This window comes from uncultured Thalassospira sp. (genome assembly GCF_963976115.1).
Taxonomy (GTDB): Bacteria; Pseudomonadota; Alphaproteobacteria; order Rhodospirillales; family Thalassospiraceae; genus Thalassospira.
The window spans coordinates 13,796-38,189 of the sequence record NZ_CAXBJJ010000022.1; the positions used below are offsets into that span (position 1 = coordinate 13,796).

Sequence of the window (24,394 nt, forward strand, 5' to 3'; positions counted from 1 at the left end):
AGCCAGAATGTCATTACGACGGGTCATTCCGTCTGTTATCGCCCTGATTGCAATTTTGGCCACCGCCATTACAGCGATTTCAAGCTATGTTATTGCCCGCGATGCCTTAAATGAAGGGGCCACCGACAAACTTTACGCCCTTGCCAATTCGCGGCAAAGCGAACTGGGGCAATATCTGGGCTCCGTGCGGCAGGATTTGCTCATTCAGGCCGACAGCCCCGCCATCCGTCAGGCGATGAAACTGTTTGCTTTTGCCTGGTCCGATTTGGGTAACGATCCGGAAAAAACCCTGCAAAATCTGTATATTACCCAAAACCCCAACCCCGCGAACCAGCGCGACCGGTTATTACAGGCCAAAGACGGATCAACCTGGTCTGATATTCATCACCAGTATCATCCGTGGATGGAAAAGCTGCTCGATGAACGCGGTTACGGCGATATTTTCCTGATCAATAATGATGGCGCGGTTTTGTATTCCGAGGCCAAACGCCCCGATTTCGCCAGTAATGTTGCCAATGGAGAGTGGACGCAAACCGGATTGGGCCGGGTGTTTAAAGCGGCAAATAATGCCATGCCCGGACAAATCGCGTTCGAGGATTTCAGCCCGTATGGCCCGGCTGAAAACACCGGTAACGCCTTTTTGGCAACCCCGGTTTTTGGCGATGACGGCAAAAGCCGGGTGGGTGTTTTTGCCGTGGCAATTCCGGTGGCTCGCATAAATGATGTATTGCAGCAAAGTGAAGGACTGGGCCAAAGCGGGGAAGTTTACCTGGTAGGTCAGGATTTGCTGATGCGTAATGACAGCCGCATGGGCAGCGAAAGCACCAGCCTGAGCCGCAAGATCGACACCAGACAGGTGCGAGATGCATTGTCGGGTAAAACCGGCACAATGGAAGATTTAAACTATCGGGCGGCCAGCGTGGTTTCATCCTATGTGCCAATGACATTTGAAAATGCCAAATGGGCCATGGTTGCCGAAATCGACAGCGACGAAATTTTTGCCCCGGCCATCTGGATGCGAAATTTTTCGCTGATGCTGCTGGTCGGTGTTGCGGCAATTGCCGTTCTGGTGGGCCTGTCATTGGGACGCGGCATTACCCGCCCGCTCACCCAGGCAGTCGCGCTGATGGAACGCCTGGCGCAGGGCGAGCTTGATATTGCCATCCCCGAACCGGGCAGCCGCAATGCCGTGGGCCGCATTTTTGAAACTCTGGGTCTGTTTCGCACCAATTTGCGCGAAAATGCCCGTCTGACGGGTGAACGCGAAGCCGAAAGTCGGCGCAAGCTGGACCGTGCCGAAGAAATTCACCGCTCGATCGATAAATTCCGCACCCGCAGCAACGAAGCGCTAACATTGGTACAGCAAGCATCGCAATCAATGCGGACCAGTGCCGGTGTGATGGGCGAAACCGTGGCCCAAACCAACCTTTTAAGCAACAACGTCATTATTGCCGCGCGCCAGGCGTCGGGCAATGTCAAATCGGTTGCGTCTGCTGCCGAACAATTATCGGCATCCATTCTCGAAATCAGCGATCAGGCCCACAAATCAAGCGACATTGCCCAAGGGGCTGTTACCCGCACCAATGAAAGCAACAATCTGGTCAAAACTCTGGCGCAAAGTGCAGATCGCATTGGCGAAGTTGTAACCCTGATTAATGATATTGCCGGGCAAACCAACCTTTTGGCTTTGAACGCCACCATCGAGGCGGCCCGCGCCGGGGATGCCGGCAAGGGATTTGCCGTTGTTGCAGGCGAGGTGAAATCGCTGGCTGCACAAACCAGCCGGGCCACCAGTGAAATCAGCAATCAGATCATCACCATTCAGGACGCCACCCGCGAAGCCGTATTATCGATGCAGGCAATTTCCGAGGTGATTAGCGATATCAACACCATTGGCACCACCATTGCCGCTTCGGTTGAACAACAAGGTGCCGCCACCCGCGATATTGCCCGCAATACCCAGCAAAGTGCGCAAGGTACTGACGAAGTTACGCGCAATATTGCCGGAGTTGGCGACGCGGCGAAACGCAGTGAAACCGCAGCCGCCGATGTCACCATCGCGGCCGACAGTCTGGCCCGGCAGGCCTATAATTTACGCAGCGAGATAGATGATTTTCTTGCTGAAATCCAGGATCGCGACTGAGAAAAACAATACGCCAACTTTGTTATAGTAATTTAATAACATTACACAAAACCGCGCCTTACCATTGAAAAGGCGCGGTTTTTATTTTCCCAATCGCAGCAAAACCGCCCGAATGGTTGTTTTTCAATCCAAATTGGGCTATGTACATTTCGCTGTTTACCAGCATGTGATCAATGACGGATCAGAATTTAATGTAAGGTGCAAGAATATCATTGCCAATATGGGGCTGCGACGGAAACCAGATTTCCCGGCGCAACAAATACCTGTGCGGCAAAGCACCTAATCAATTGATCATTCTACACTTTCATACATTCCGATAAAAAATCCACCCACGGCACCGGCCATGGGACAGGGGACGACTGGAGATATTCCTGTGAACACAGATTTCCTACCGAAATTACGCGCCGAATGGCTGGGCAATATTCGGGGTGACGTATTATCCGCGATGGTTGTGGCACTGGCATTGATTCCCGAAGCCATTGCCTTTTCAATCATCGCCGGGGTCGACCCCAAGGTCGGCCTGTATGCGTCTTTTTCAATTGCCGTCATTACCGCCATTTTCGGCGGACGCCCCGGCATGATATCGGCAGCAACCGCGGCAACCGCTGTATTAATGGGGTCGCTGGTGCGCGAATACGGGCTGGATTATCTTCTGGCGGCAACGGTACTGGCGGGTGTTTTGCAAATGCTCGCAGGCTTGCTGCGGCTGGGCAATTTGATGAAGTTTGTTTCCAAATCGGTGATGACCGGCTTTGTCAACGCACTCGCCATCCTGATTTTCATGGCGCAGTTGCCTGAACTGACCAATGTGCCGTGGGTGACCTATGTGATGGTGGCCGGGGGCCTGGCCATTATTTACCTGTTCCCGCGCCTGACCAAGGTGGTGCCATCGCCGCTGGTAGCAATTGTGGTTCTGACCACCATTTCACTGTTTATTACCGCCGATTTCCACACGGTGGGCGATATGGGCAAACTGCCCGATGCGTTCCCGTCCTTTATGATCCCCAATGTTCCGTTCAACCTTGAGACCCTGTTGATCATTCTGCCCTATTCGGTCGGGGTTGCGGCTGTGGGCCTGTTGGAATCCTTGATGACGGCATCGATTGTCGATGATCTGACCGACACGCCAAGCAACCGTATTCGCGAATGTTATGGTCAGGGCATTGCCAATTTCTTCACCGGCTTTATTGGCGGCATGGCAGGTTGTGCCATGATCGGACAGTCCGTGATCAACGTTAAATCTGGGGGGCGTGGCCGGTTATCAACCTTTTTGGCCGGGATTTTTCTGCTGATCCTGATCGTGGTTCTGGGCGATCTGGTGCGTATCATTCCGATGGCAGCCCTTGTTGCCATCATGATCATGGTATCAATCGGCACCTTTAGCTGGTCATCGATCAAAAACCTTAAAACCCATCCGCGCAGTTCGTCGGTTGTAATGCTGTCAACCGTGGTGGTGGTTGTCGCAACCCATAATCTGGCCATCGGCGTTTTGGTTGGTGTTTTGCTGTCGGGCATTTTCTTTGCCTGGAAAATTTCACAGATTTTCCGTATCCGCAGCGAAATTTCAACCGATGGTGCCACCCGCACCTATCATGTCGAAGGGCAGATCTTCTTTGCATCGGCCGAAAAATTTACCCTGGCTTTTGATTTTAAAGAAGCCCTCGATAAAGTTGTGATCGATGTCAGCCGCGCGCATATCTGGGATATTTCCAGTGTGTCGGCGCTTGATATGGTGGTGCTTAAATTCCGCCGTGAAGGGGCCGAGGTCGAATTGATTGGTCTCAATGACGCCAGTGAAACCATTGTCGATAAACTGGCAATCCACGATAAACCCGGCGCATTTGAACGCCTGATGGGGCATTAAGGGAACATATCCAATGACACATCTGATCGCACTGATTGACGGGTCGGTTTATTCGCACAGCGTTTGTGACCATGCCGCCTGGATCGCACAGCGCGCCGATGCATCGATTGATTTGATGCATGTCCTGGGGCGCCGACAAGGCAGCGGCGAAAATGCCGATTTCAGTGGTAACCTGAAGCTGGGCGCACGCAGTGCCCTGTTGCAGGAACTGGCAGATCTTGATGAACAAAAAGCCAAGCTGGCCTTAAAACATGGTCGTCTATTACTGGCCGAAGCCAAAGAACAGCTTGAAAGCCAGGGCATTGCCGAAGTTGGCACCAAACTGCGCCATGGTGATTTGATCGAAGCCATTACCGAATTTGAAAAAGACACCAACCTGATCATTGTCGGCAAACGCGGTGAAGCCGCCGATTTTGCCAAAATGCATTTGGGGTCCAATCTGGAACGGGTGGTGCGCGCCGCAACCAAGCCGATCATGGTCACCTCGCGCGCGTTCAAGCCGATTGAAAAATTCGTCATCGCCTTTGATGGTGGCCCCAGCGTGATGAAAGCCATTGACCACATTGCCCAAAGCAAAGTGTTCAAGGGACTGTCGTGCTTGCTGCTGGCAGCGGGTGATATGAACCGCGAACGTCAACAGACCCTGGATGATGCGGTTGCGATTTTGCAAAATGCCGGGATCAATACCGAAAGTGCGGTTGAAAAAGGCGATCCGGAAACCGTGATCAAAACCCGAATTGAAAAAGACGGTTATGATTTGCTGGTGATGGGGGCCTATGGCCATTCGCGCATTCGCAACCTGATCATTGGCAGCACCACCACCGAAATGGTGCGTTCCTGCCATGTGCCGGTGATGCTGTTCCGCTAGGCTTAGGGCATCGACAAACGCCACAAGGCGTGCGACCGTTCGGGTTCGCACGCCTTTGTTTTGTCAAATATCATGTCCCAACTGACGGCGGATCTCATCGGCCAGCGGATGCAAGGTACCATCGGCCAGCGGGGCAACCACGCTATATCCCAGCCCCTTATCCGCCCAGCTATACCCGCCAAGCTCGCCGCGATGGCTGCTTGTCATGGCTGCGTTTTGATCAACCTCCATCGGGCGTGTCAGCATCACCAGCCGCACCCCTTTGTCGTCATCATACATCAGCATTGCCGCTGGCCCATGCGCGGTTGCGATAATCCGCCCGCCCATAAACCGATATCCCGCCGGTGCAAGGTCTGGCAAACGGACCGGGTGTGATAATCGTTGCGATGCCCAGCGCACAAAATCGGCACTGTCATCGGCACGCATTTCAACCGGGCGAAAAGTATCCGGCGCATAAACGTCATAGCTGTCTGCCGCCTCGCGTGCCAGGGCGGCAATGCCGGTTGCGGGTGCTGCCATCGCAACAGTCGGGTCGGGGCTGCGTAATTGCCCATGCAACGACCAGCCCCCGGCGGCCCCAACCACCAGCATCACCATCGCAGCGGCGGCCAAGTGCCATATCTGATAGCGCGATGCCTGGCGCTGCGCGACCACCATACGGTCCACATTCAGGCGCGAGGGCACCGGTTCCCCGGCCACACGGGCAAAGGCATTGCGCAAAAGATCGCGGTCTTTGCGGTATCCGGCCACGCGAACGGCAACATCTTCGTGGCACGCCAGATAGCGTTCAACGTCCTTGTGGCGTGCTGCGTCCAGCGCACCGTCTATATAGGCATGAAGATCATCTTCGGTGATGGGCCGGTTGCTCATTTCACCCTCCGCAAGGCTGGTCCGTGGGGTTTTTCTATCGTGCCATTTGTGGCACCGGCAAGGATTTGATGCAGGCGTTCGCGCCCGCGTGACAAGCGCGACATCACCGTCCCCACCGGCACACCCAGCACCTTTGCCGTATCGGCGTAGGATAAATCTTCGACCGATACCAGCAAAACAACGCTGCGCTGATCATCGGGCAACTGTTCCAATGCAGCCATCACATCCTGTAAATGCAGGTTTTCGTCCTGTTGTGGCGGATGTGAAAATGCCGCATCGCCAACATCGTCAATCATCACATGCACGCCGCGAAAACGGGCCTGCTGCCAGCTATTTACTGCCAGATTATGCAAAATGGTAAACATCCATGTGCGGGTATTGCCATCGCTGCGGTGTTGATGCCAGCGGCTGACCGCCCGTTCCAGGCAATCCTGCACCAGATCATCGGCCATCGCCGGATTTTTCATCAGGGCGCGCGCATAACGGCGCAATGCCGGAATAAGCGGTGCGATCCGTCTGGTCATCTCGTCATCATGCATCATACTGGCCTCCGGCCCGGGCTGTTGGTCGAGTATGCCTGTTTTTCGTTTTGAACGCACAAAACATGCTGCCCGGTACATTAAGCCGGTGCCGGGCAGCATTGTTCAAGTCAATCACGGCTAATCTGCGGCCTGCACCTGCACCGCTTTGCCGATATTGGCAACCGTGCCACTGGCAATAACCAGATACCGCTTGGCCACCCCTTCTTCGCCCTGCACAAGCTGGCGAATGGGGCCAAGGGCGTTAACAATGCCAGCGCCAACCGGATTGGCCTTAAAGGCCGCAATCGCCTGCAACGCCCCACTGCCATCGGCATGGTTTGACAAGGCCAGCACGTAATCCTTTTTGGGTTCCAGCCCGCTCACCGATGCCTGAACCACCTGGGTCAAACCCTGATCGAACAGTGACACGCTGGTGGGTTGCTGGTCGACATGGTCAACCGGGTGCAACACAAACTGCACCGCCTGATCGGTGTTACCCAGTGGCTGCAAATTTGCCGTGCCGTCACCGCTGGTCACGGCACCGGGCACATAATTTACCGCCTGCGGAGCCTGCCCCACCGGAATGGTCGCCACCACCTTGTTGGTTAAGGTATCAATTGCGGCCAGGGCATCGTCATTTTCCAGGCCCACATAAATCCGCGTGCCGTCGCCCGACGGCCACAGGCCATGCGGCAATTTTCCCACCGGCACGGTTGCCACCTGCGCGAACGTTTTGGCATTAAAAACCTTGACCTGATTAAGCCCGCCAACGGTGACATAGGCAAAGGTACCCTTGACATTATGCACCAGATTAACGTGGTTGGTGATTGGCCCGGTATCAATGGTTTTGATCACGTCAAACGGCGGGCGCGCATCAAACACCTGCACCTTGCCAATATCTTTCAGGGTGAACCACACCTGTTTGCCATCGGGGCTGGCGGCAATATTGGGGCAAAACGGGCTGGCCTGTTTGATATGGCCGACGACCTTGTGGTCCGCCACCGAAATCACCAGTGTTTCGGGATTAAACGATGAACAGACATAACCGTATTTACCGTCTGGCGAAAATATCTGCATGCCCGGCCCTGCTGGCACCTTGATGCGGGTTTTTTCCTCGTACGTGGCGGCATCGATCACGGAAACATAATCTTCCCCGCGAATGGTAACCCAGACTTCCTTGCCATCGGGGGTATAAAACGCTTCGTGTGGGGACCGGCCCAGATAGGTGGTGTGTTTGACACTGTTGGTCGCGGTATCGATAAAGGAAATCGAATTGCTGCCCACGGCGACAACGGCCAGTGTTTTATGGTCGGGCGCAAAGCCCATGCCATGCACCAGTACCTGCCCGCGATAAAGCGGGCTTAAATTGCGCGGCTGCGGGTCACCCAGCCGAATAACGCCCAGCAATTTATTATCCGCCGGGTCTACCACGGAAACCGTGTTGGAAAACTGTTCGGCGGCATAAACCCGGTCATGATGACTGATCGGGATGTCCTTTGCCGTATCAGCCAGCGGGGCCTGCCCGGCCAATGCCGCACTGGCACCGGCAAACAGGCTGCAGGTTAAAAAGGTCGAGGCAAATAAACGTTTCATAGGGTTTCCAGACATTTACGGGATGAAGGAAAGAAGATGGCGATGTTGGGGGAGCCAAAATAAAAATCGCCCGGCTGGTTCGGGGCGGACCAGACCGGGGCCGGGCGGGAACAGAAACCCGGCCCCGAAGACAGAATGTGCAGGTGGGAAGCCCTGCACATTCCCGGTGTGATGAATGGCGGGCTGAAACCGCGAAATAACCGCGAGATCAAGCCTAACGGGTGGGCGCGGGGGTGGACGGAGGCAGGTCCTTGCCAATGGCAAGAAACATCGCGGCAATTTCCTGCTGCTGCGTCACGATGATTTCCTGACACAGGCGTTTAAGCTGCGGGTTTTGGGCATAGGGCAAAAAGGCAACGCACATATCGATAGCACCCTGATGATGCGGGGCCATCATCGCAACAAAATCGCGGTCAATATCGCCGGTGGGCTGAACATGCATCCCGGCCATCATTTTGGCCATCGCGGCTTCGTTGCCCTGCAAAAACGGTTGTTCATGTGCCAGATTTTTATTCGAGGCAGGATCAGACGCAGCGGAACCTGCCATTGCCATACCCGATACCGCATCGGGTTGCTGTTTGCTGTGATCAATACCGTTATGGGCGAACGCGATGCTCCCGCCCAGCACAGCAAATGATATCAAAGCACCACCAATATGGCAGGTTGCAAATCGGACGAGGGTCATGGGGCGGGCTCCTGTCTGGGATGTGATAATAGTTAGACAGGTGGCCGGGCCGATTATTCCGTCAGGGATGATGTTTTTTTAAATTTCGACGAAAATACATTTCTGATCGATCGCATCAACAACCAAAACAGGATGATCCCGCCTCGTGCAACCAGGTGGGGTCTTCAGGGTGAAATATCCGCCCAAAAAGGAACCAGATCGCGATCGAGGTCGCCACAGGGAAAGATATCGATCCACAAAGGTGCTGTCTTCCTACCCATGAAAGGTTTCTTTGATGCGTCGATTTTTTTTAATGTCTGTGCTGATACTGGGCTTGTTTGCAATTCAGTTTTCCCCTGCCCATGCTCGGGAACCCGGGTTTCAAAAACTCGATATCCCGGCAAATGCCCCCTTGCGCGCCCTTGCTGGCGTTATCTGGTATCCAGCCGACAATGCCACCCCCCAACCCGCAACATTGATTGCCGACAACGCTGCCTTTGTCGGTCAACGTGCCATTATTGACGCCATCCCCGATAAAACCCGCCATCCTCTTGTGATCCTGTCGCACGGGTTTGGCGGAAACTGGCGCAATCAGGCGTGGCTGGCAACGGCACTGGTGCGGGCGGGCTATATCGTTGCCGCCATCAACCACCCGGGCACCACCAGCCGCGATCTTGAACCCGGCAAAGGCGCATTGCTTTGGCAACGCGTGCGCGACATTTCACATGTGATTTCCGCACTGGAAGACCACGCCCTGTGGTCAGGGCATATCGACCGGGAAAACATCACGGTTATTGGCCATTCGCTGGGCGGCTGGACTGCTCTTGAGGTGGCAGGCGCGCGCATGGATGCCGACAAAATGGCGCGCGATTGTCAAACCCACCCCGATTTGGCCGCCTGCGATGTTGTTCGCGACTTTGCCATTGGCAAAACCGAAACAGACCGCATCAAACTGGCGCAAGACCTGCGCGATACAAGGGTGAAACGCGTTGTTTCCCTTGATCTTGGCCTGGCACGGGGCTTTAGCGATCGCAGTTTGGCCGATATCAAAATTCCGGTTCTGATTATTGCCGCAGGCAGCCCCAACCCGAAAATTCCGGCAGAACTGGAATCGCAATATCTGTTTGATCATTTGCCTGCCAAATTTCGGCAAATCAGCGTGATTAAAAACGCGGCCCATTTCAGTTTTTTACAATCGTGCAAGCCAAACGCCATTGCGTTACTGGAAGAAGATACCCCCGGTGATGGCATCATTTGTCTCGATGGTATCAATGGCGACCGGGAAGCCCTTCACCGCGCGGCGATCAAACAGATCCTTGCGTTTCTGGCACAGCATCAAACGGCGTCGTGATGCTGTGCTGCGGGTAATCGTTCCGGCTGCGATAATCGCGCGGGCTCATGCCGGTTACGCGGCGAAATTCGCGATTGAAATTTGATTTGGTCTGAAAGCCGCAGTCAAACTGAATATCGGTGACGGTTTTGGCTGTGTCGGCCAACAACTGCATCGCCTCGGCTATGCGATATTCATTGATGATGCACGAAATATTGCGACCATAATACCGGTTGATCGCCAGCGAAATCGTGCGCGCCGGAATAATCGCCCGGCGCGCCAGCCGATCCAGTGTCAGATCAGGATCGCGATACAGCTTGTGCGTTTGCATCAACTGGTCAAGGGCGGCGGCAATGTCGCGATCAGATGCGTCACTCTTGGCTGTATTATCCTTTATCGGCCCGGCGACGACATCGCGCCCGCCCGCTCTGCCAGTTCCCTCATCCCCGGCAACTTCGCCAGACCCGGCAACGGGTGCAACATATGTGCCCAGACGCACAATCAGAAACACGCAAAACGCCAGCATCACTGCATTGCCGCTGGCAACAATTTCGCGCACATGCAGACCATTTTGCCAGGCAAAATCAAATGCAATTCCTGCATCAACGCTGGCCGACAAAATAAGAATCCCCCCAACCGCCGCCACAATGCGCCGGGCCGTTCCAATGTTGCCAATGCAGATATCACCATAACAGGCATCACCTGCGACCGCGCGACGCACCAGCAATATGCCATAAACGGTAAACTGCCCGCATAACAAAACATCAAGTGGCGGATGCCAATAGGGCCTGGTCCACGAACACAGAAAAACAATCGCAACAAAAATACTGTGCAGTGCCAACTGCCTGCCTGTCACCAGCGGGGCATTAAAGCGGGCAAAACAGATCCATGCCATCACCGGTAAAACCGACGCCGCAACAGGCTGTAAAAACCGGAAAAATGCCGTATCAAAATGCCAGCGCAGCCCGACACAGACCAGCAACGCAGAACAGGCCAGGGCAAAAAGGGCCGGTCGGCGCACGCGCAGATCATGCCGCCAGCGCGCACCAAGATGCCAGGCATATATGCCCAGAACAAGGGCAACAACAAAGGGCAGGGGCACCGCAATCATCGAACAATCCCCGGGATGTGGACCGAATGCCCCTGCCGGTACAGTTCACATGGTCCGACAAGGTAGACAGACAGGCAGGCACGAGTGCCGATCACAGGTTATTTCAAAATAAAACGTCCCAGATTTTGATGAATCTGTTTATCGAGTTCGCGGTCCATATCGATCAGAAGAGCCGCCGTTTCGTCGTAAATTGCTTTTTCACGTTCCGCCACCGACATCGATTCCGACAGGGTGCGGGTGCGTTCGACAATGGCTGCGACTTCACCTTTTTGCGTACCGTCCTCGTTCAGCAATTCCAGTTTGGCACCAACCTTGAGGTTAATTTTTTGCGACTGATCGTCGGTGAATATCCCTGTGAACCCGCCTTTGGTTTCAAGGCTTGCCGTGGTGATCTCGGCATCGGTCACGCTGTAGCGCAAAATATCGTTGGTGCCAGCCGTCTGTAAACGGTCATCGGGCCATTTCATGGCCATGCGACCCAGATTAAACGGCAAGTCGGGCTGCAAATCATTGGCGGCTGGCACTCCATAGGCTGCAACCTTTTCAATCGGCCCGGCTGAAAATGCAATCGCTGGCAAATGCCGCCACGTTACATCGGGGTAAGTTTGAACCGGCGCGCTGGTGCACGCCGCCACCATCATCGCCATTCCGCCCGCCAACGCCATGCTTATGCCACGCATAGACAACCCCATCATGTCCCCGTTCTCCAAAACATTTATCATTACGAAAAGAACCGGGGACATTGCCCCGGCCCTGTTATCTGTCATCGTGAAGATGAATAATGATTAAGGCAAGCCTGTGACCATAGTGGCAGGACAGGCTTTTTGGCCGTTATGCCCCGGAATCGGCATCTGCGGCAATATCGGCTTTTAACGTCCGCAGGTCGGCTTCGTTAAAACCGTAATGGGTATTGCAGAACTGGCACGTTACGCCAACCTCGCCGGTATGGGCTTCGCGCATATCAAGCAATTCCTCAAGCGGATAGGACGCCAGCGCCCCTTCGATTTTCTGGCGTGAACAGCGGCATTTGAACTGCAAATGGTTCTGGTCAAACACACGCGGTTCTTCTTCATGAAACAACCGCCAGATCAAATCATGGGCCGAAAGCGAAATATCGACCAGTTCGGTCGCCGTCGCACTTGCCATCAGGATTTTGGCCCGGTTCCAGTTATCCTGCCATTCGGCATCCTGTTCCGGGGTCAGCGCATCGCCCGAGGCACTGCCGGGCAAACGCTGCACAAACATGCCGCCAACCCACCAGTCACGGTCGGTTTCACCGCGATGGACTTCCATTTTAAAGGCGGTTTCAAGCTGTTCTGACTGCTTGAAATAGGCTTGCGCACATTCCGACAGGGTTTCGCCTTCCAGCGACACAATCCCCTGATAACGTTCATGGTCGTCGCCCTGATCGACGGTAAAGGCAATATGCCCCTGCCCCATCAGTTTATGCACCTTGCCGCGCAACGCGTCTTCACCGCCTTCTTCGGCAGCGATCATGGCGTTCAGGCGGTCTTCATCCACCCGCAAACAGGCGCGAACGTTGCCATCGCTGTCCACGTCAACCACCAGCATGCTGATCGGCCCGTCAGACGATGTTTGCAGGGTAAAAAGCCCTTCATATTTCAAAGCAGATGACAGCAACACCGCCAACGCGATGATTTCAGCCAGCAGGTCATTGGCCAAAGGCGGATAGTTATGTTGCCCGACAATGGTTTGCACTGTCGGCCCCAGGCGGGCAAAGCGGCCACGGATGTTGGAATGTTCCAGCGTAAAGGGCTGACAAAAATCGACAGCAACTTGCATGATCAGGTTCCGATGGTTGCAGTTCGTTTCAAATGCCAAAAGGGCGAACATTGCTGTTCGCCCCAAAGTGTTATCCCTAATCTAGGGAGAATTTTTATGCGGGCAAGCCGTTAAAGCAGTATAGCAGAATGCCCTTTTGTGCATGAAGACGATTTTCAGCTTCGTCAAACACCACAGATTGCGGGCCATCAATCACCGCATCGGTCACTTCTTCATTACGATGTGCGGGCAGGCAATGCATGAACATCGCATCTTTGGCCGCTTTCGCCATCGCACCTTCATTGATCTGATAGGGGGTTAAGGCTGCCATACGGGCATCATAGTCTTTATCCCCCATCGATACCCAGCAATCGGTGACCACAACATCAGCACCTGAAAGGGCGTCGTCGAACTCGGTCAGGCGCACCTTGCCACCGGCGGCATTGGCGGTTTCAATCAGCCCCTGCTGCGGGCGATAACCGACCGGGCACGCCATATCAAGCGAAAAGCCGAATTTAGGGGCCGCATGAATAAACGATGTCGAAACATTGTTGCCATCGCCAACCCAGGCAAATTTAAGCCCGTCCAGCTTGCCCTTATATTCCCGCACCGTCATCAAATCGGCCATGATCTGGCAGGGGTGGCTTTGGTCGGTCAGGCCGTTAATCACCGGCACCGTGGCATATTCTGCCAGTTCCAAAAGTTTGGATTCATCGGTGGTACGGATCATGATGGCATCGACAAAGCGCGACAGCACACGGGCCGTATCGGCAATGCTTTCGCCGCGACCAAGCTGGCTGCTCGCCGCATCAAGAATAACAACATCGCCGCCAAGCTGGCGCATGCCAACTTCAAAAGAAACCCGGGTTCGGGTCGAAGGTTTTTCAAAAATCAGCGCCAGCGTCTTGCCTGCCAGCGGCTTGGCCCCAAACGGGGCCTTGCCTGCCTTTTCGTTGTCTCCCAACGTCAGAATATCGTGCAGTGTCCCGGTGGACATGCCTTCGATATCCAGAAAATGTCTGATATCCGTCATTAGAGTGTTCCTTACGAGGTAAAGGCAGCCGCCACGGCTTCAATCGCCGCCAGCGCCTCGTCCACATGGGTTTTTGTGATGTTTAACGGCGGTAAAATCCGCACAACATTATCACCTGCCGGAACCGTCAGCAGGTTATGGTCGCGCAGTTTAGCCACCACATCACCATTATTCGGGATCGTTTTCATGCCCAAAAGCAAGCCGGCGCCACGCACCTCGTCAATGAAACCGGGATATTTGGCAGAAATTTTTGCCAAGCCATCACGGATCAATTTGCTCATGGCCAGAACGTTATCGAAAAATCCCGGCTTTAAAACTTCGTCCAGCACCGCATTTGCTGCCGCCATCGCCAGCGGATTACCGCCAAAGGTGGAGCCATGCATGCCCGGCGTTAAGGCCGCAGCGGCCTTTTCATTGGCCAAAAGTGCCCCGACCGGAAATCCCCCGCCAAGTCCCTTGGCCGACGAAATAATGTCGGGCAGCATGTTGGTCCATTCATAGGCAAATAGTTTGCCGGTCCGGCCAATGCCGGTTTGTATCTCGTCAAACATCACCAGCAGGCCATATTCATCAGCGGCCTTGCGCAACCCTTCAAGGTAGCCTTCGGGTGCAGGCATGATGCCGCCTTCACCCTGAATCGGTTCCACCAAAATACCGGCGGTTTTTTCCGTAATGGCATTGCGCAATTCATTGAGGTTGCCAAACGCCACCCGGTCGAACCCTTCGGGCATCGGACCAAAACCCTCGCGGTATTTGTCACTGGCCCCGGCCGTTAAAGTGCCAATGGTCCGCCCGTGAAAGGCGTTGCTGGCAACCAGAATGCGATTCTTTTCGGCATGGCCGTTCACATACTGATAGCGGCGCAGCATTTTCAGGCCCGCTTCGTTGGCTTCGGCACCGGAATTACAGAAAAACACGGTATCGGCAAAAGTATGCTCAACAAACCGCTGTGCCAGTTTTTCCTGGCCCGGCACACGGTACAGGTTCGACGTATGCCACACCTTGTTGGCCTGTTCGGTAATGGCCGCTACCAGATGCGGATGCGCATGGCCCAAACAATTCACGGCCACACCCGACCCGAAATCGAGGAATCGTCGCCCATCCTGCGCATAGAGATAAGGTCCTTCACCTTTCTCAAAGGCCAAATCGGCCCGCGCATAGGTCGGCATGACGGGTGTAATCACGGTTTATTTCCTCGACTAGGGTAAAATTCCATTCCTGACCACATGGTCAGCACCGGCAGAATACCGGAAAGCTGCGGAGTATCAAGAGATTCCCGAGCCCTGTCAATGCGGCAAAACACGCTTTTCGACGCATTGCACAAATAAATTGGGCAGCATCCAATTCCGAATGCCGCCCAAAAACGGAATTTAATGCTGAAAACGGGCACACCGCCGTCGCATCAGGCCTTCAGTTTGTAGCCTGTTTTGATCATGCGGTAGCACAGGATCGACAGAAAGACGTTTACGCATAAAAGCACAATAACGCCGGTTGTGATCGACCCGTCCGAAACACCGATAAAGCCATAGCGGAACCCGTCAATCATGTAGAAAAACGGGTTGAAATGGGCCAGGACCCGGCCCGCTTCGGGCAAATGTTCGGCACTGTAAAAAGTACCGGACAAAAACGACAGCGGCGTAATGACAAAATTGGTCACAACGGCGATATGATCAAACTTTTCCGACCACACACCCCCGGCAATCCCCAGCAGTGCCAGCATCAGGGATGCCGAAATACCGAAATACAGAATAGCCCAGATATTATGGAACTGAAGATCGACAAAAAATGCCATGGCGATGATGGTGGCACAGCCCACCATGACGCCACGGGTTACAGCACCAAGGGCAAAACCGGCAACCAGTTCAAATGCCGATAGCGGCGGCATCAAAACATCGACAATATTGCCCTGTACCTTGGAAATCAGAATCGAACTGGAGGTATTGGCAAATGCGTTTTGCGCCATGGTCATCATGACCAGACCCGGCGCAAGAAAAGTGGCGAACGAAACGCCATTAACGGTTTCAACCGCCCGGCCAAGGGCCAGAAGGAACACCGCCAAAAACAGAAGACTGGTGACCACAGGCGCGCCGACGGTTTGAAGATGCACGTTCAAAAAACGGCGCACTTCTTTTGCATACAGCGTCCACAGGCCGAGCCAGTTGATCGCGCCCATTTGACGCGGAGCAAGCTCTTGCATTGGTTTTCCTCGAAATTCACATATAATTGCCGGTAAAATAGGGATAGTTGCACCCCAAACGCAAGGGCAGCCCGTAAAGAGTTATGTCAGACCGCAAAAATTCATCCATATTTGCCACCGGCCAACCCGATCAGGGCGAACAAAGCGACAGGGCCGATAACCAGCGCAACACCCGGCAATCCGGCCCGCGACGCGACCGGCAAACCCCGGCCGAAAAAAAGCCACGCCGGGTGACCCGTGACTATTTGATGAATTATGCCACCTGGTATCTGGAACGCTTTACCGCATCGCGCGCCCGGCTGGAAAAACTGATGCGCGGCAAAATCAGGCTGTCGGTTGCGCACTATGATACCGACCCGCAAGAAGCCGAAGACTGGATGAAAAGCGTTTTAAATGCCTGTGAAAAAGCGGGCTTCATCAATGATCAGGCCTATGCGCTGGGTCGGGCGCGATCCATGTTGCGCAAGGGCAAAGCCATTCGCGTGATCGGCGCAGATTTAAACGCACGCGGCATTGCATCAAACATGGTCGATCAAACCATCACCGATTTGCGCGACGAGGCCGATGATGCCGCCCGTACCGACATGCGCGGCACCGACCCCAACCTGGCCGCTGCCGCCGCCTATGCGCGGCGCCGCCGCCTTGGCCCGTTTCGTTCCCCCGACCAGCGCGATGAAAAACACGACAAGGATCTGGCCGCCCTCGCCCGGCAAGGCTTTTCCTATGACATTGCCACCCGCATCATCGATGCTGATCGCAACGAGCTTGAAAACCTTTTGCAAATTATTGATGGCCTTTAACCGGGCACGATTACGATACAGTAACGATACGACAACGTAACAAAGCACCAACAAGCGCCCCAAATGACAGGAAATACGCAATGACCGTCACCATTTACCATAATCCACGCTGTTCCAAATCGCGCCAGACCTTGGCCCTGATCGAGGAACAGGGCATGACCCCCACGGTGGTGGAGTATCTGACGACCCCACCCAGCGTCGCCGACCTTACCGCCATTCTGGCAAAACTGGGCAAAGCACCAGAGCAGATTATGCGCAAAAAAGAAGCCCGCGAAGAAGGCATAGCCGATTTAACCGGTGACGAACTGATTGCCGCCCTGGTGGCCCATCCGCGTGCGATTGAACGGCCCATTGTTGTCAACGGTGACAAGGCCGCCCTGGGCCGCCCGCCCGAAGATGTGCTGGCAATTTTGTAAGCCGCTTCTAAAACGAATACAGATTTTAGCCTATCGCCAACGCCTGTGCCATAAATGCACGGGCGTTTTTCGTTATTAATAAAAGTTATCGGCACCAAAGCAGGGTATGTCACAGTAAGAAATTGAAAAACGTGACCACGATCACAATAAACGCACCATCGGGAGGCCAAAGATGATTGCCGCATTTGCCCTGATCCTTGTTTGCCAACTTTTTGGCGAGGTCATATCCGAACTTTTCAGCTTGCCCGTGCCCGGCCCGGTGATTGGCCTGGGGCTGTTGTTTATCGGCCTGCTGATCAAACGCAAACCGCCCAGGGAACTGACCGATGCCGCCGATAATTTGCTGATGCATTTTTCGTTGCTGTTTGTGCCCGCCGGTGTTGGCGTTATCACCCAGATCGACCGGTTAAAAAGCGACTGGCTGCCGATTGCCGCATCTTTGGTGATTTCCACCTTGCTGACCATCGCCGCCACCGCATTTCTGATGTCAAAATTACTGCCCAAACCCCCGGCGTCGCAAGCATCCCCCGCCCCGCAAGATGAAGGGGCCAAATGATGGAACCGGCTGATCTGACACAATTATGGGTCTATCTTTCAACCAAACCGCTGACCGGGCTGACGATTACGCTGGTCGCCTATGCCATCGGTTTCTGGCTGTATCAAAAAAGCAACCGCAACCCGGTTTGCAACCCGGTAGTGATCGCCATTGCCATCATTGCCGCCATCCTGCATGTCACCGGCACCCCCTATTCGGTGTATTTTGACGGCGCACAGTTTGTTCACTTCTTGCTCGGCCCGGCCACCGTGGCCCTTGCCGTGCCGCTGTTTCGCCAGATGGAAACGTTAAAACGTGCCTTGCCAGTGATTATTTTCGGGGTGTTGTTCGGCTCCTTAATGGCCACGGCCAGCACCGTTGCCATCGCCCATTTATTAGGGGCAAGCATGGAAACACTGGCATCCCTGGCGCCCAAATCGGTCACCACCCCGGTTGCCATGGGCATCGCCAAGGAAATTGGCGGGGTTCCGGCCCTAACCGCTGTTTGTGTGATTGTGACCGGCATTGTCGGAGCCACCCTTGGCCCGGCGGTCATGAATATCGTCGGCCTGACCGACTGGCGCGCCCGTGGCTTTGCCATGGGAGTGGCCGCCCACGGCATTGGTACGGCGCGGGCCTTTCAGGTTAATCAAACCGCCGGGGCCTTTTCGGGGCTGTCGATGGGGTTAAACACCATCGCCACCGCCCTGACCGTTCCGTTTTTATGGCATTGGCTGTTTGGTTAGAATATGGAGTGAAGCCGGTTTAATCTGAAACGGCTTCACCCTGCAATACCGTGCCCTTGATCGCGGTGATCCGCACCTGATCGCCTGCTTTTAACAATTGCCCCACATAAAGCCGCCATGTGGTGCCATCCAGCACCACGCGGGTTTCACCGCTGGTCATATCATGGGGCAAGGTAATGATCCGGCCGCGAAATTGCAGTTCGCGCTGGTTCAACCCCGGCGATTCGGCATTGTCATCATCGCCTTTGGCATTGATACGGCGCATCACCCAGCGCCGTCCGGCAAAGGTGGCGACCAAACCGCACAGCGCAAAAACCAGCAACTGGATTTCAAAGATCATACCGCCAAAAACAAGTTTGGCGGCACCGGTCAGCACGGCAGCAAAAGCCAGCCACAAAAAGAAAACCCCCGGTGCCAGCATTTCCAGCACCAGCAAAATGGCCGCCAGGCTCCACCAGTGCCAATAGGTCATGCCCGCTGAAATCAGAAAATCCACCTTGGTTGGCCTTTCATGGTTAACACAATAATGCGTGTATCAGACACCGACACTCGCCGCCTGATACACGCAGATAGTGATCGGTCGTTGCGCATTGCCAGATCACAGCGCAAACACACCAAACGGGGGCGTTATTTACCACCCCACGGCCCGGGGCGGGCTTGTGTTGCACCCGTACTACCCGCCGCATCGCCAGCAGCAGCACGACCACCGCCACTGCCAAGATTGCGGATCAGTTCGGTTACCCCGCCGATTGAGCCGACAACACCTGACGCATCCAACGGCATAAACACCAGTTTGCTGTTGGGGCTAGCGGCAATTTGCGACAGTGATTCGACATATTTCTGGGCGACGAAATAGTTAATCGCGTTAATGTCGCCTTCGGCAATCGCCTTGGACACCACCATTGTGGCCTCGGCTTCGGCCTGGGCCGCACGTTCGCGGGCTTCTGCATCACGAAAGGCAGCTTCGCGGCGGCCTTCGGCTTCCAGAATTTTGGACTGTTTTTCACCTTCGGCCCGCAAGATGGCAGCTTCGCGAGATCCCTGTGCTTCAAGGATCTGGGCGCGCTTTTCACGTTCTGCCTTCATCTGGCGGCCCATCGAGTCCACCAGGTCGCGCGGCGGGGTGATGTCCTTGATTTCGACACGGGTGATTTTAAGGCCCCAGGGGTCGGTGGCACTGTCGACAACCGATAAAAGCCGTTCGTTGATCTGGTCGCGCTGCGATAATAACTGATCCAGATCCATCGAGCCGACCACGGTACGCACATTGGTCATCGACAGGTTCAGGATCGCCACTTCAAGCCGGTTCACCTCATAGGCGGCACGGGCGGCATCAATCACCTGGTAAAACACCACACCATCAACCGTCACCATCGCATTGTCAGAGGTAATCACTTCCTGCGAGGGAACATCAAGAACACTTTCCATCATGTTCATTTTCCGGCCAATCCGGTCGATCAATGGCACAATGATGTTTAAGCCCGGTTTCAGGCTGCGGGTAAACCGGCCAAAGCGTTCCAGCGTGTATTGATAGCCCTGCGGCACAATCTTCACGCTTTGCAAAATAATAAAAACCGCCAGCACTGCGACGATGCCAGCAAAAATCGGAAAATCGAATGCCATTTGGGTATTCCCTGAAATGTGTACGGCCCAAGCAGAAAATGAATAGAACCGACACACCTCAACCACAACTATTATTCGATCCGATGATTGCGCATGCCGGTTTTCGCCAGATAAACAGTGATCCCGACCACAACAAAAAAAGCCGGCAACATTTCCGCTGCCAGCTTTTTCACATCCCGTTTAACAAGCCTATTCCGCCCGCAAATGCCCAAGAAATTCGACAACCTTGCCTTGCAGGGTTTCAATGCGCGCCGACAGGTCTGACATCGAATGTTCCAGTTCGCCAGCAGCCGTGCCCCCATCACTGGCGGCATGTAATACTGCGGCAATGGTATCAACCACCTCGGTCGAGCCGATTGACGCATTTTGCGCACTCGATGCGATTTCATTGACGGCCGTATTTTGTTCGGCCACCGCAGATGAAATACCACCCGTAATGCCACTGATCGAAGCAATCGTGCGGGTTACCTTTTCAATCGCTTCAACCGTCATAAGGGTTTCGCTTTGGATCGAACCAATCTGCTGCGCAATTTCATCGGTTGCCTTGGCGGTCTGATTGGCCAGATTTTTAACTTCCTGGGCCACCACAGCAAACCCTTTGCCAGCTTCACCGGCACGGGCGGCCTCGATCGTCGCATTCAGGGCCAGCAAGTTGGTTTGAGCGGCAATTTCGTTAATCAGGCTGACCACTTCGCCAATGCGTTCGGCGGCAACGGCAAGGCCACCAACCATTTCATTGGCACGCGATGCTTCTTCGACTGCGGTTGTCGCAATCAAAGTCGAATCTTTAACCTGCCCGCCAATATTATTGATCGAAGCTGAAAGTTCTTCGGTTGCTGCCGCAACGGTTTGCACATTACGCGCCGCGTCATTGGCGGCATTGCTGACATTTTTGCTTTGTGCAATCGAATGATTTGCCGATTCACTTAGTTGCCGGGCCGACCGCACCATGCCTTCGGTTGCTTGGCGAACAGAGGCGATAATTTCGCCCACCGATGCATCAAGCTCGGCTGCCAGAACATTGCGCTGATCGCGACGTTCCAGAGCCGCCTTGCGTTCGGCAACCAGCTTGGCTTCCTCGGCCTCGCCAATGTGTTGGGCCGCTTCACGCCAGCGCAACAGGCCCTTGGCAATCACGCCAACCTCGTCGCTCCGCCTGGTATGGGGAACCTCGGCTGAAAAATCGCGGCTCACAAACTGTTCAATAATATCGCCCAGTTCATGAAACGGCCCCAACTGGCGACGCAGCAAAATCGTTAGCAGGATTGTGGCAATGATGGCGACAATGATACCGGAAACGATAATCCGCATCTCGATAGAACCGGAAACCGCCGCAACCTTGGCCTTTTCAATGCCCACATACAAAATGCCTTGCACTGCGCCAACCGTATTAAAGATCGGGGTGTATTGGGTGACATATTCCTTGCCCAGAATCACGGCTTCGCCGCGAAATGTCTTGCCTGACATGATCGGCTGATAGGCCGCACTGCCGTTGCCCAAAAAAGTCCCCACCGCGCGGGTGCCATCAGGTTTGATGATGTTGGTTGAAATGCGGATAAAGTCTTTTTTATCGGGAACCCACTGAAATACAGTGGCGGTTTCGCCTGTGGCGGTGCCAATTCTGTCAATCAGCACATGTGACGAAAGATCGGGAATTTCGGGCATCACCAGACGGGTGGTTTCCCCCGCCTTGTCAATGGTCACTTTTAAATCCGGGGCTGCGTTCTCAAACATCAACGCTGCAACACGCAAATTCAGTTTCTGTGATTGCAGGCTGGTGTCGCTGACCTGTTGCGAAACGCGTTGCATGATCACGCCCCCCAGCAACATGATCCCCACTATCAGAATCACCACAGAGGCCGCGGTGACTTTAAACACAATGCTATTTTTCATTTCACAGGTCTCTCCCATTCATACTCCCTGACAGGAGTCCGCGTGGAAGGACGGCGAAACAAATTGCAGGGATCTTTTTACGTAGTGGGACCAGGCAGAAAAATAACAATATAAGAGAAATAAAAAAACTTATACCCGTAATAGGATTACCGATAAAAAAGATTACTCTAATTCAAATGAATACAAACGAAATTTGGAAAAATACCAAACAGTAATCCGGGGGAATTTTGCGCAAAAAAGACGTTTTTGTGCCGCTTTCAATATTCAACCCGAACAAAATAAAGCCCGTCTGCCGGGGCCGTCGGCCCGCCGGCACTGCGACGTTTTGCTTCCAGAGCTTTTTTCACATCGGCAGGTTGCCAGCTTCCTTTGCCCACCAGCACCAGTGTTCCCACCATATTGCGTACCTGGTGATGTAAAAAGGACCGGCTTTCGGCATAAATGCGCACTTCATGGCCTTCACACGCCACGACTTCCAGCCGTTCAAGCGTTTTAATCGGACTTTTGGCCTGGCATTCGGTGGCGCGAAACGTGGTAAAATCGTAGGTGCCAATCAAAAGCTGTGCGGCCTCATTCATCGCCGGAACATCAAGGGCCTTGTAAACACCCCATGCCAACCCGGCTTCAAAGGTCAGCGGTTGGCGCCGGTTAATGATCCGGTACATATAATAGCGTTTTTTCGACCCGAACCGGGCGTGAAAATCCTGATCGACCATTTCAGCACTGACCACGGCCACCGGGTCTGGCTGCAAATAATGGTTCAGGGCGTTCATCACTGCTTCGGCGGGATAAACCTTTTCCAGATCAAAATGCACCACCTGGCCCAGGGCATGAACCCCGGCATCGGTCCGCCCCGATACATGGACACGGACAAATGTTTTCACCAGCTTTTCAAGGGCTGCTTCAAACACCTGCTGAACCGAAATCACTTCATCCTGATACTGCCAGCCATGATAGGGGCGACCATCATATTCGACAGTGCATTTATATCTTTGCATCGCCTGTCTTGTATCTCGGGGGTTAAAACAGAACGAGGGGTGCCAGACACCCCTCGTTCCAAATCGTCGATTCTTGTCGTCTGCCGCGATTACTTAACGCTGTTACGATCAAAGCCAAGACGCAAACGCAGGGCGTTGAGCTTGATAAAGCCTTCGGCATCGCGCTGGTTGTAAACGGTGTCGGCTTCAAAGGTAACGTGGGCTTCGGAATAAATCGAATTGGGCGATTTACGACCGGTCACGGTGACATTGCCTTTGTACAGATCAAGGCGAACAACGCCGTTAACGGTTTTCTGGGTGTCATCGATCAGGCGCTGAAGGGCCTGACGTTCCGGCGACCACCAGTAACCGTTATAGATCATTTCGGCGTAACGCGGCATCAGCTCGTCTTTAAGATGGCCTGCATTACGGTCCAGCGTGATCGATTCCATGGCGCGGTGCGCGGTTGCCAGAATGGTGCCGCCCGGGGTTTCGTAAACACCGCGCGACTTCATGCCAACATAACGGTTTTCCACCAGATCAAGGCGACCGATACCGTTTTTACCGGCAACGTCGTTCAGCGCGGTCAACAGGGTGGCCGGGCTCATGCGTTCGCCGTTAATGGCAACCGGATCGCCCTGTTCAAATTCGATTTCAATCGTGGTGATCGCATCGGGCGCGTTTTGCGGCGATACGGTCCGCATGAACATGTTTTCGTCCGGCTTGCCCCACGGGTCTTCCAGCGCCTTGCCTTCATAGGAAATATGCAGAAGATTGGCATCGGTTGAATAGGGGGGTTCATCGCCGCCCGCTTTGTCAGCCGAAATCGGAATTTGGTGCTTTTTGGCGAAATCGAGCAACATGGTGCGCGAATTCAAATCCCATTCACGCCATGGTGCAATCACCTTGACGTCAGGTTTCAGGGCGTAATAGCCCAGTTCGAAACGCACCTGGTCATTGCCCTTGCCGGTCGCCCCGTGCGATACGGCATCGGCACCGACCATTTCGGCGATTTCGATCTGACGCTTGGCGATCAGCGGCCGTGCGATCGAGGTGCCAAGCAGGTAAACGCCTTCGTAATGGGCATTGGCGCGGAACATCGGGAACACATAATCGCGCACGAATTCTTCGCGCAGATCCTCGATGAAAATTTCTTTCACGCCAAACATTTCGGCTTTTTTGCGGGCAGGTTCCAGTTCCTCGCCCTGGCCGAGGTCGGCGGTAAACGTAACGACTTCGCAATTATATTCTTCGCGCAGCCATTTCAGGATAATGGAGGTATCCAGCCCGCCCGAATAGGCAAGCACCACCTTTTTAACCGGATTGCTCATGCTGTGACGCCTTTCTTCTTCCGATGTTGTGCCAGGGCAGCGTGGTTTCGCCGTCATCCCGTGTCATCACGGGGGCCAAACGAAACATTCGCCTGGA

23 protein-coding genes are annotated in these 24,394 nt (G+C 54.3%); 8 read left to right on the forward strand and 15 right to left on the reverse strand.

Annotated features, from left to right (window positions below):
• Positions 1-7: 7 nt before the first annotated feature.
• From AAC086_RS21235 to AAC086_RS21245, 3 genes are all read left to right on the forward strand, one after another.
• Positions 8-2,143 carry a methyl-accepting chemotaxis protein gene (locus AAC086_RS21235; protein ID WP_339781802.1) on the forward strand — a complete coding sequence of 712 codons (2,136 nt, stop codon included), beginning with the start codon at positions 8-10 and terminating at the stop codon, positions 2,141-2,143.
• A gap of 373 nt (positions 2,144-2,516) precedes the next feature.
• Positions 2,517-4,007, forward strand: coding sequence for a SulP family inorganic anion transporter (locus AAC086_RS21240; protein WP_339781803.1), 1,491 nt, complete (start codon positions 2,517-2,519; stop codon positions 4,005-4,007).
• Between the two features lie 13 nt (positions 4,008-4,020).
• Complete coding sequence (locus tag AAC086_RS21245; RefSeq protein ID WP_339781805.1) at positions 4,021-4,875, forward strand: universal stress protein; 855 nt, start codon at positions 4,021-4,023, stop codon at positions 4,873-4,875.
• A 63-nt stretch (positions 4,876-4,938) separates the two neighbouring features.
• Here the strand turns inward: AAC086_RS21245 and AAC086_RS21250 are convergent, their stop codons facing one another.
• The 4 genes from AAC086_RS21250 to AAC086_RS21265 all read right to left on the reverse strand — a co-directional run bounded on the left by AAC086_RS21250 (position 4,939) and on the right by AAC086_RS21265 (position 8,544).
• Positions 4,939-5,745, reverse strand: coding sequence for an anti-sigma factor (locus AAC086_RS21250; protein ID WP_339781807.1), 807 nt, complete (start codon positions 5,743-5,745; stop codon positions 4,939-4,941).
• Positions 5,742-6,287 (reverse strand): sigma-70 family RNA polymerase sigma factor, encoded by a 546-nt coding sequence (locus tag AAC086_RS21255; RefSeq protein ID WP_339781808.1) that lies wholly within the window; start codon positions 6,285-6,287, stop codon positions 5,742-5,744. Before AAC086_RS21255 ends, AAC086_RS21250 begins: the two co-directional genes overlap by 4 nt.
• A 117-nt stretch (positions 6,288-6,404) precedes the next feature.
• Entirely contained in the window at positions 6,405-7,859 is a 1,455-nt protein-coding gene (locus AAC086_RS21260; RefSeq protein WP_339781810.1) for a YncE family protein, read from the reverse strand.
• Between the two features lie 214 nt (positions 7,860-8,073).
• Positions 8,074-8,544: a DUF305 domain-containing protein gene (locus tag AAC086_RS21265; protein ID WP_339781811.1), complete on the reverse strand. Its 471-nt coding sequence runs from the start codon at positions 8,542-8,544 to the stop codon at positions 8,074-8,076.
• Positions 8,545-8,836: 292 nt separating this feature from the next.
• Here AAC086_RS21265 and AAC086_RS21270 point away from each other — a divergent pair, with 292 nt between their 5' ends.
• Positions 8,837-9,874, forward strand: coding sequence for an alpha/beta fold hydrolase (locus AAC086_RS21270; RefSeq protein WP_339781813.1), 1,038 nt, complete (start codon positions 8,837-8,839; stop codon positions 9,872-9,874).
• Here AAC086_RS21270 and AAC086_RS21275 read toward each other — a convergent pair.
• The 6 genes from AAC086_RS21275 to AAC086_RS21300 all read right to left on the reverse strand — a co-directional run bounded on the left by AAC086_RS21275 (position 9,828) and on the right by AAC086_RS21300 (position 15,976).
• The gene (locus AAC086_RS21275; protein WP_339781815.1) at positions 9,828-10,964 is read right to left on the reverse strand and encodes an AraC family transcriptional regulator; all 1,137 of its coding nucleotides are present in this window, start codon (positions 10,962-10,964) and stop codon (positions 9,828-9,830) included. The genes AAC086_RS21270 and AAC086_RS21275 overlap by 47 nt on opposite strands.
• A gap of 98 nt (positions 10,965-11,062) precedes the next feature.
• A complete protein-coding gene (locus tag AAC086_RS21280; protein ID WP_339781817.1) occupies positions 11,063-11,644 on the reverse strand; it encodes a hypothetical protein in 582 nt (193 codons plus the stop codon).
• A gap of 151 nt (positions 11,645-11,795) precedes the next feature.
• Positions 11,796-12,767 carry an Hsp33 family molecular chaperone HslO gene (locus AAC086_RS21285; protein WP_339781819.1) on the reverse strand — a complete coding sequence of 324 codons (972 nt, stop codon included), beginning with the start codon at positions 12,765-12,767 and terminating at the stop codon, positions 11,796-11,798.
• Between the two features lie 94 nt (positions 12,768-12,861).
• Entirely contained in the window at positions 12,862-13,779 is a 918-nt protein-coding gene (gene argF / locus AAC086_RS21290; protein ID WP_339781820.1) for an ornithine carbamoyltransferase, read from the reverse strand.
• Positions 13,780-13,790: 11 nt separating this feature from the next.
• Positions 13,791-14,963 carry an aspartate aminotransferase family protein gene (locus tag AAC086_RS21295; RefSeq protein WP_339781822.1) on the reverse strand — a complete coding sequence of 391 codons (1,173 nt, stop codon included), beginning with the start codon at positions 14,961-14,963 and terminating at the stop codon, positions 13,791-13,793.
• A gap of 218 nt (positions 14,964-15,181) precedes the next feature.
• The gene (locus AAC086_RS21300) at positions 15,182-15,976 is read right to left on the reverse strand and encodes an ABC transporter permease (protein ID WP_339781824.1); all 795 of its coding nucleotides are present in this window, start codon (positions 15,974-15,976) and stop codon (positions 15,182-15,184) included.
• Between the two features lie 83 nt (positions 15,977-16,059).
• Between AAC086_RS21300 and AAC086_RS21305 the strand changes: the two genes are divergently transcribed.
• The 4 genes from AAC086_RS21305 (at position 16,060) to AAC086_RS21320 (ending at position 18,473) form a co-directional block, all read left to right on the forward strand.
• Positions 16,060-16,776 (forward strand): RecX family transcriptional regulator, encoded by a 717-nt coding sequence (locus tag AAC086_RS21305; protein WP_339781826.1) that lies wholly within the window; start codon positions 16,060-16,062, stop codon positions 16,774-16,776.
• A gap of 80 nt (positions 16,777-16,856) precedes the next feature.
• Positions 16,857-17,192 carry an arsenate reductase (glutaredoxin) gene (arsC, locus tag AAC086_RS21310; protein ID WP_339781828.1) on the forward strand — a complete coding sequence of 112 codons (336 nt, stop codon included), beginning with the start codon at positions 16,857-16,859 and terminating at the stop codon, positions 17,190-17,192.
• A 172-nt stretch (positions 17,193-17,364) separates the two neighbouring features.
• Positions 17,365-17,748: a CidA/LrgA family protein gene (locus AAC086_RS21315; protein ID WP_339781830.1), complete on the forward strand. Its 384-nt coding sequence runs from the start codon at positions 17,365-17,367 to the stop codon at positions 17,746-17,748.
• Entirely contained in the window at positions 17,748-18,473 is a 726-nt protein-coding gene (locus AAC086_RS21320; RefSeq protein ID WP_339781864.1) for an LrgB family protein, read from the forward strand. Before AAC086_RS21315 ends, AAC086_RS21320 begins: the two co-directional genes overlap by 1 nt.
• 19 nt (positions 18,474-18,492) lie before the next feature.
• On the opposite strand, the gene AAC086_RS21325 is transcribed toward AAC086_RS21320, so the two are convergent.
• The 5 genes from AAC086_RS21325 to AAC086_RS21345 all read right to left on the reverse strand — a co-directional run bounded on the left by AAC086_RS21325 (position 18,493) and on the right by AAC086_RS21345 (position 24,297).
• Positions 18,493-18,969, reverse strand: a complete 477-nt coding sequence (locus AAC086_RS21325; RefSeq protein ID WP_339781832.1) for an NfeD family protein — start codon at positions 18,967-18,969, stop codon at positions 18,493-18,495.
• A 131-nt stretch (positions 18,970-19,100) separates the two neighbouring features.
• Positions 19,101-20,096: an SPFH domain-containing protein gene (locus AAC086_RS21330; protein ID WP_339781834.1), complete on the reverse strand. Its 996-nt coding sequence runs from the start codon at positions 20,094-20,096 to the stop codon at positions 19,101-19,103.
• Between the two features lie 189 nt (positions 20,097-20,285).
• Complete coding sequence (locus tag AAC086_RS21335) at positions 20,286-21,989, reverse strand: Cache 3/Cache 2 fusion domain-containing protein (RefSeq protein ID WP_339781836.1); 1,704 nt, start codon at positions 21,987-21,989, stop codon at positions 20,286-20,288.
• A 257-nt stretch (positions 21,990-22,246) separates the two neighbouring features.
• On the reverse strand, positions 22,247-22,987 hold the full coding sequence (gene truA, locus AAC086_RS21340; protein WP_339781837.1) for a tRNA pseudouridine(38-40) synthase TruA: 741 nt from the start codon (positions 22,985-22,987) through the stop codon (positions 22,247-22,249).
• Between the two features lie 89 nt (positions 22,988-23,076).
• Positions 23,077-24,297, reverse strand: a complete 1,221-nt coding sequence (locus AAC086_RS21345; RefSeq protein WP_339781838.1) for an argininosuccinate synthase — start codon at positions 24,295-24,297, stop codon at positions 23,077-23,079.
• Positions 24,298-24,394 lie beyond the last annotated feature (97 nt).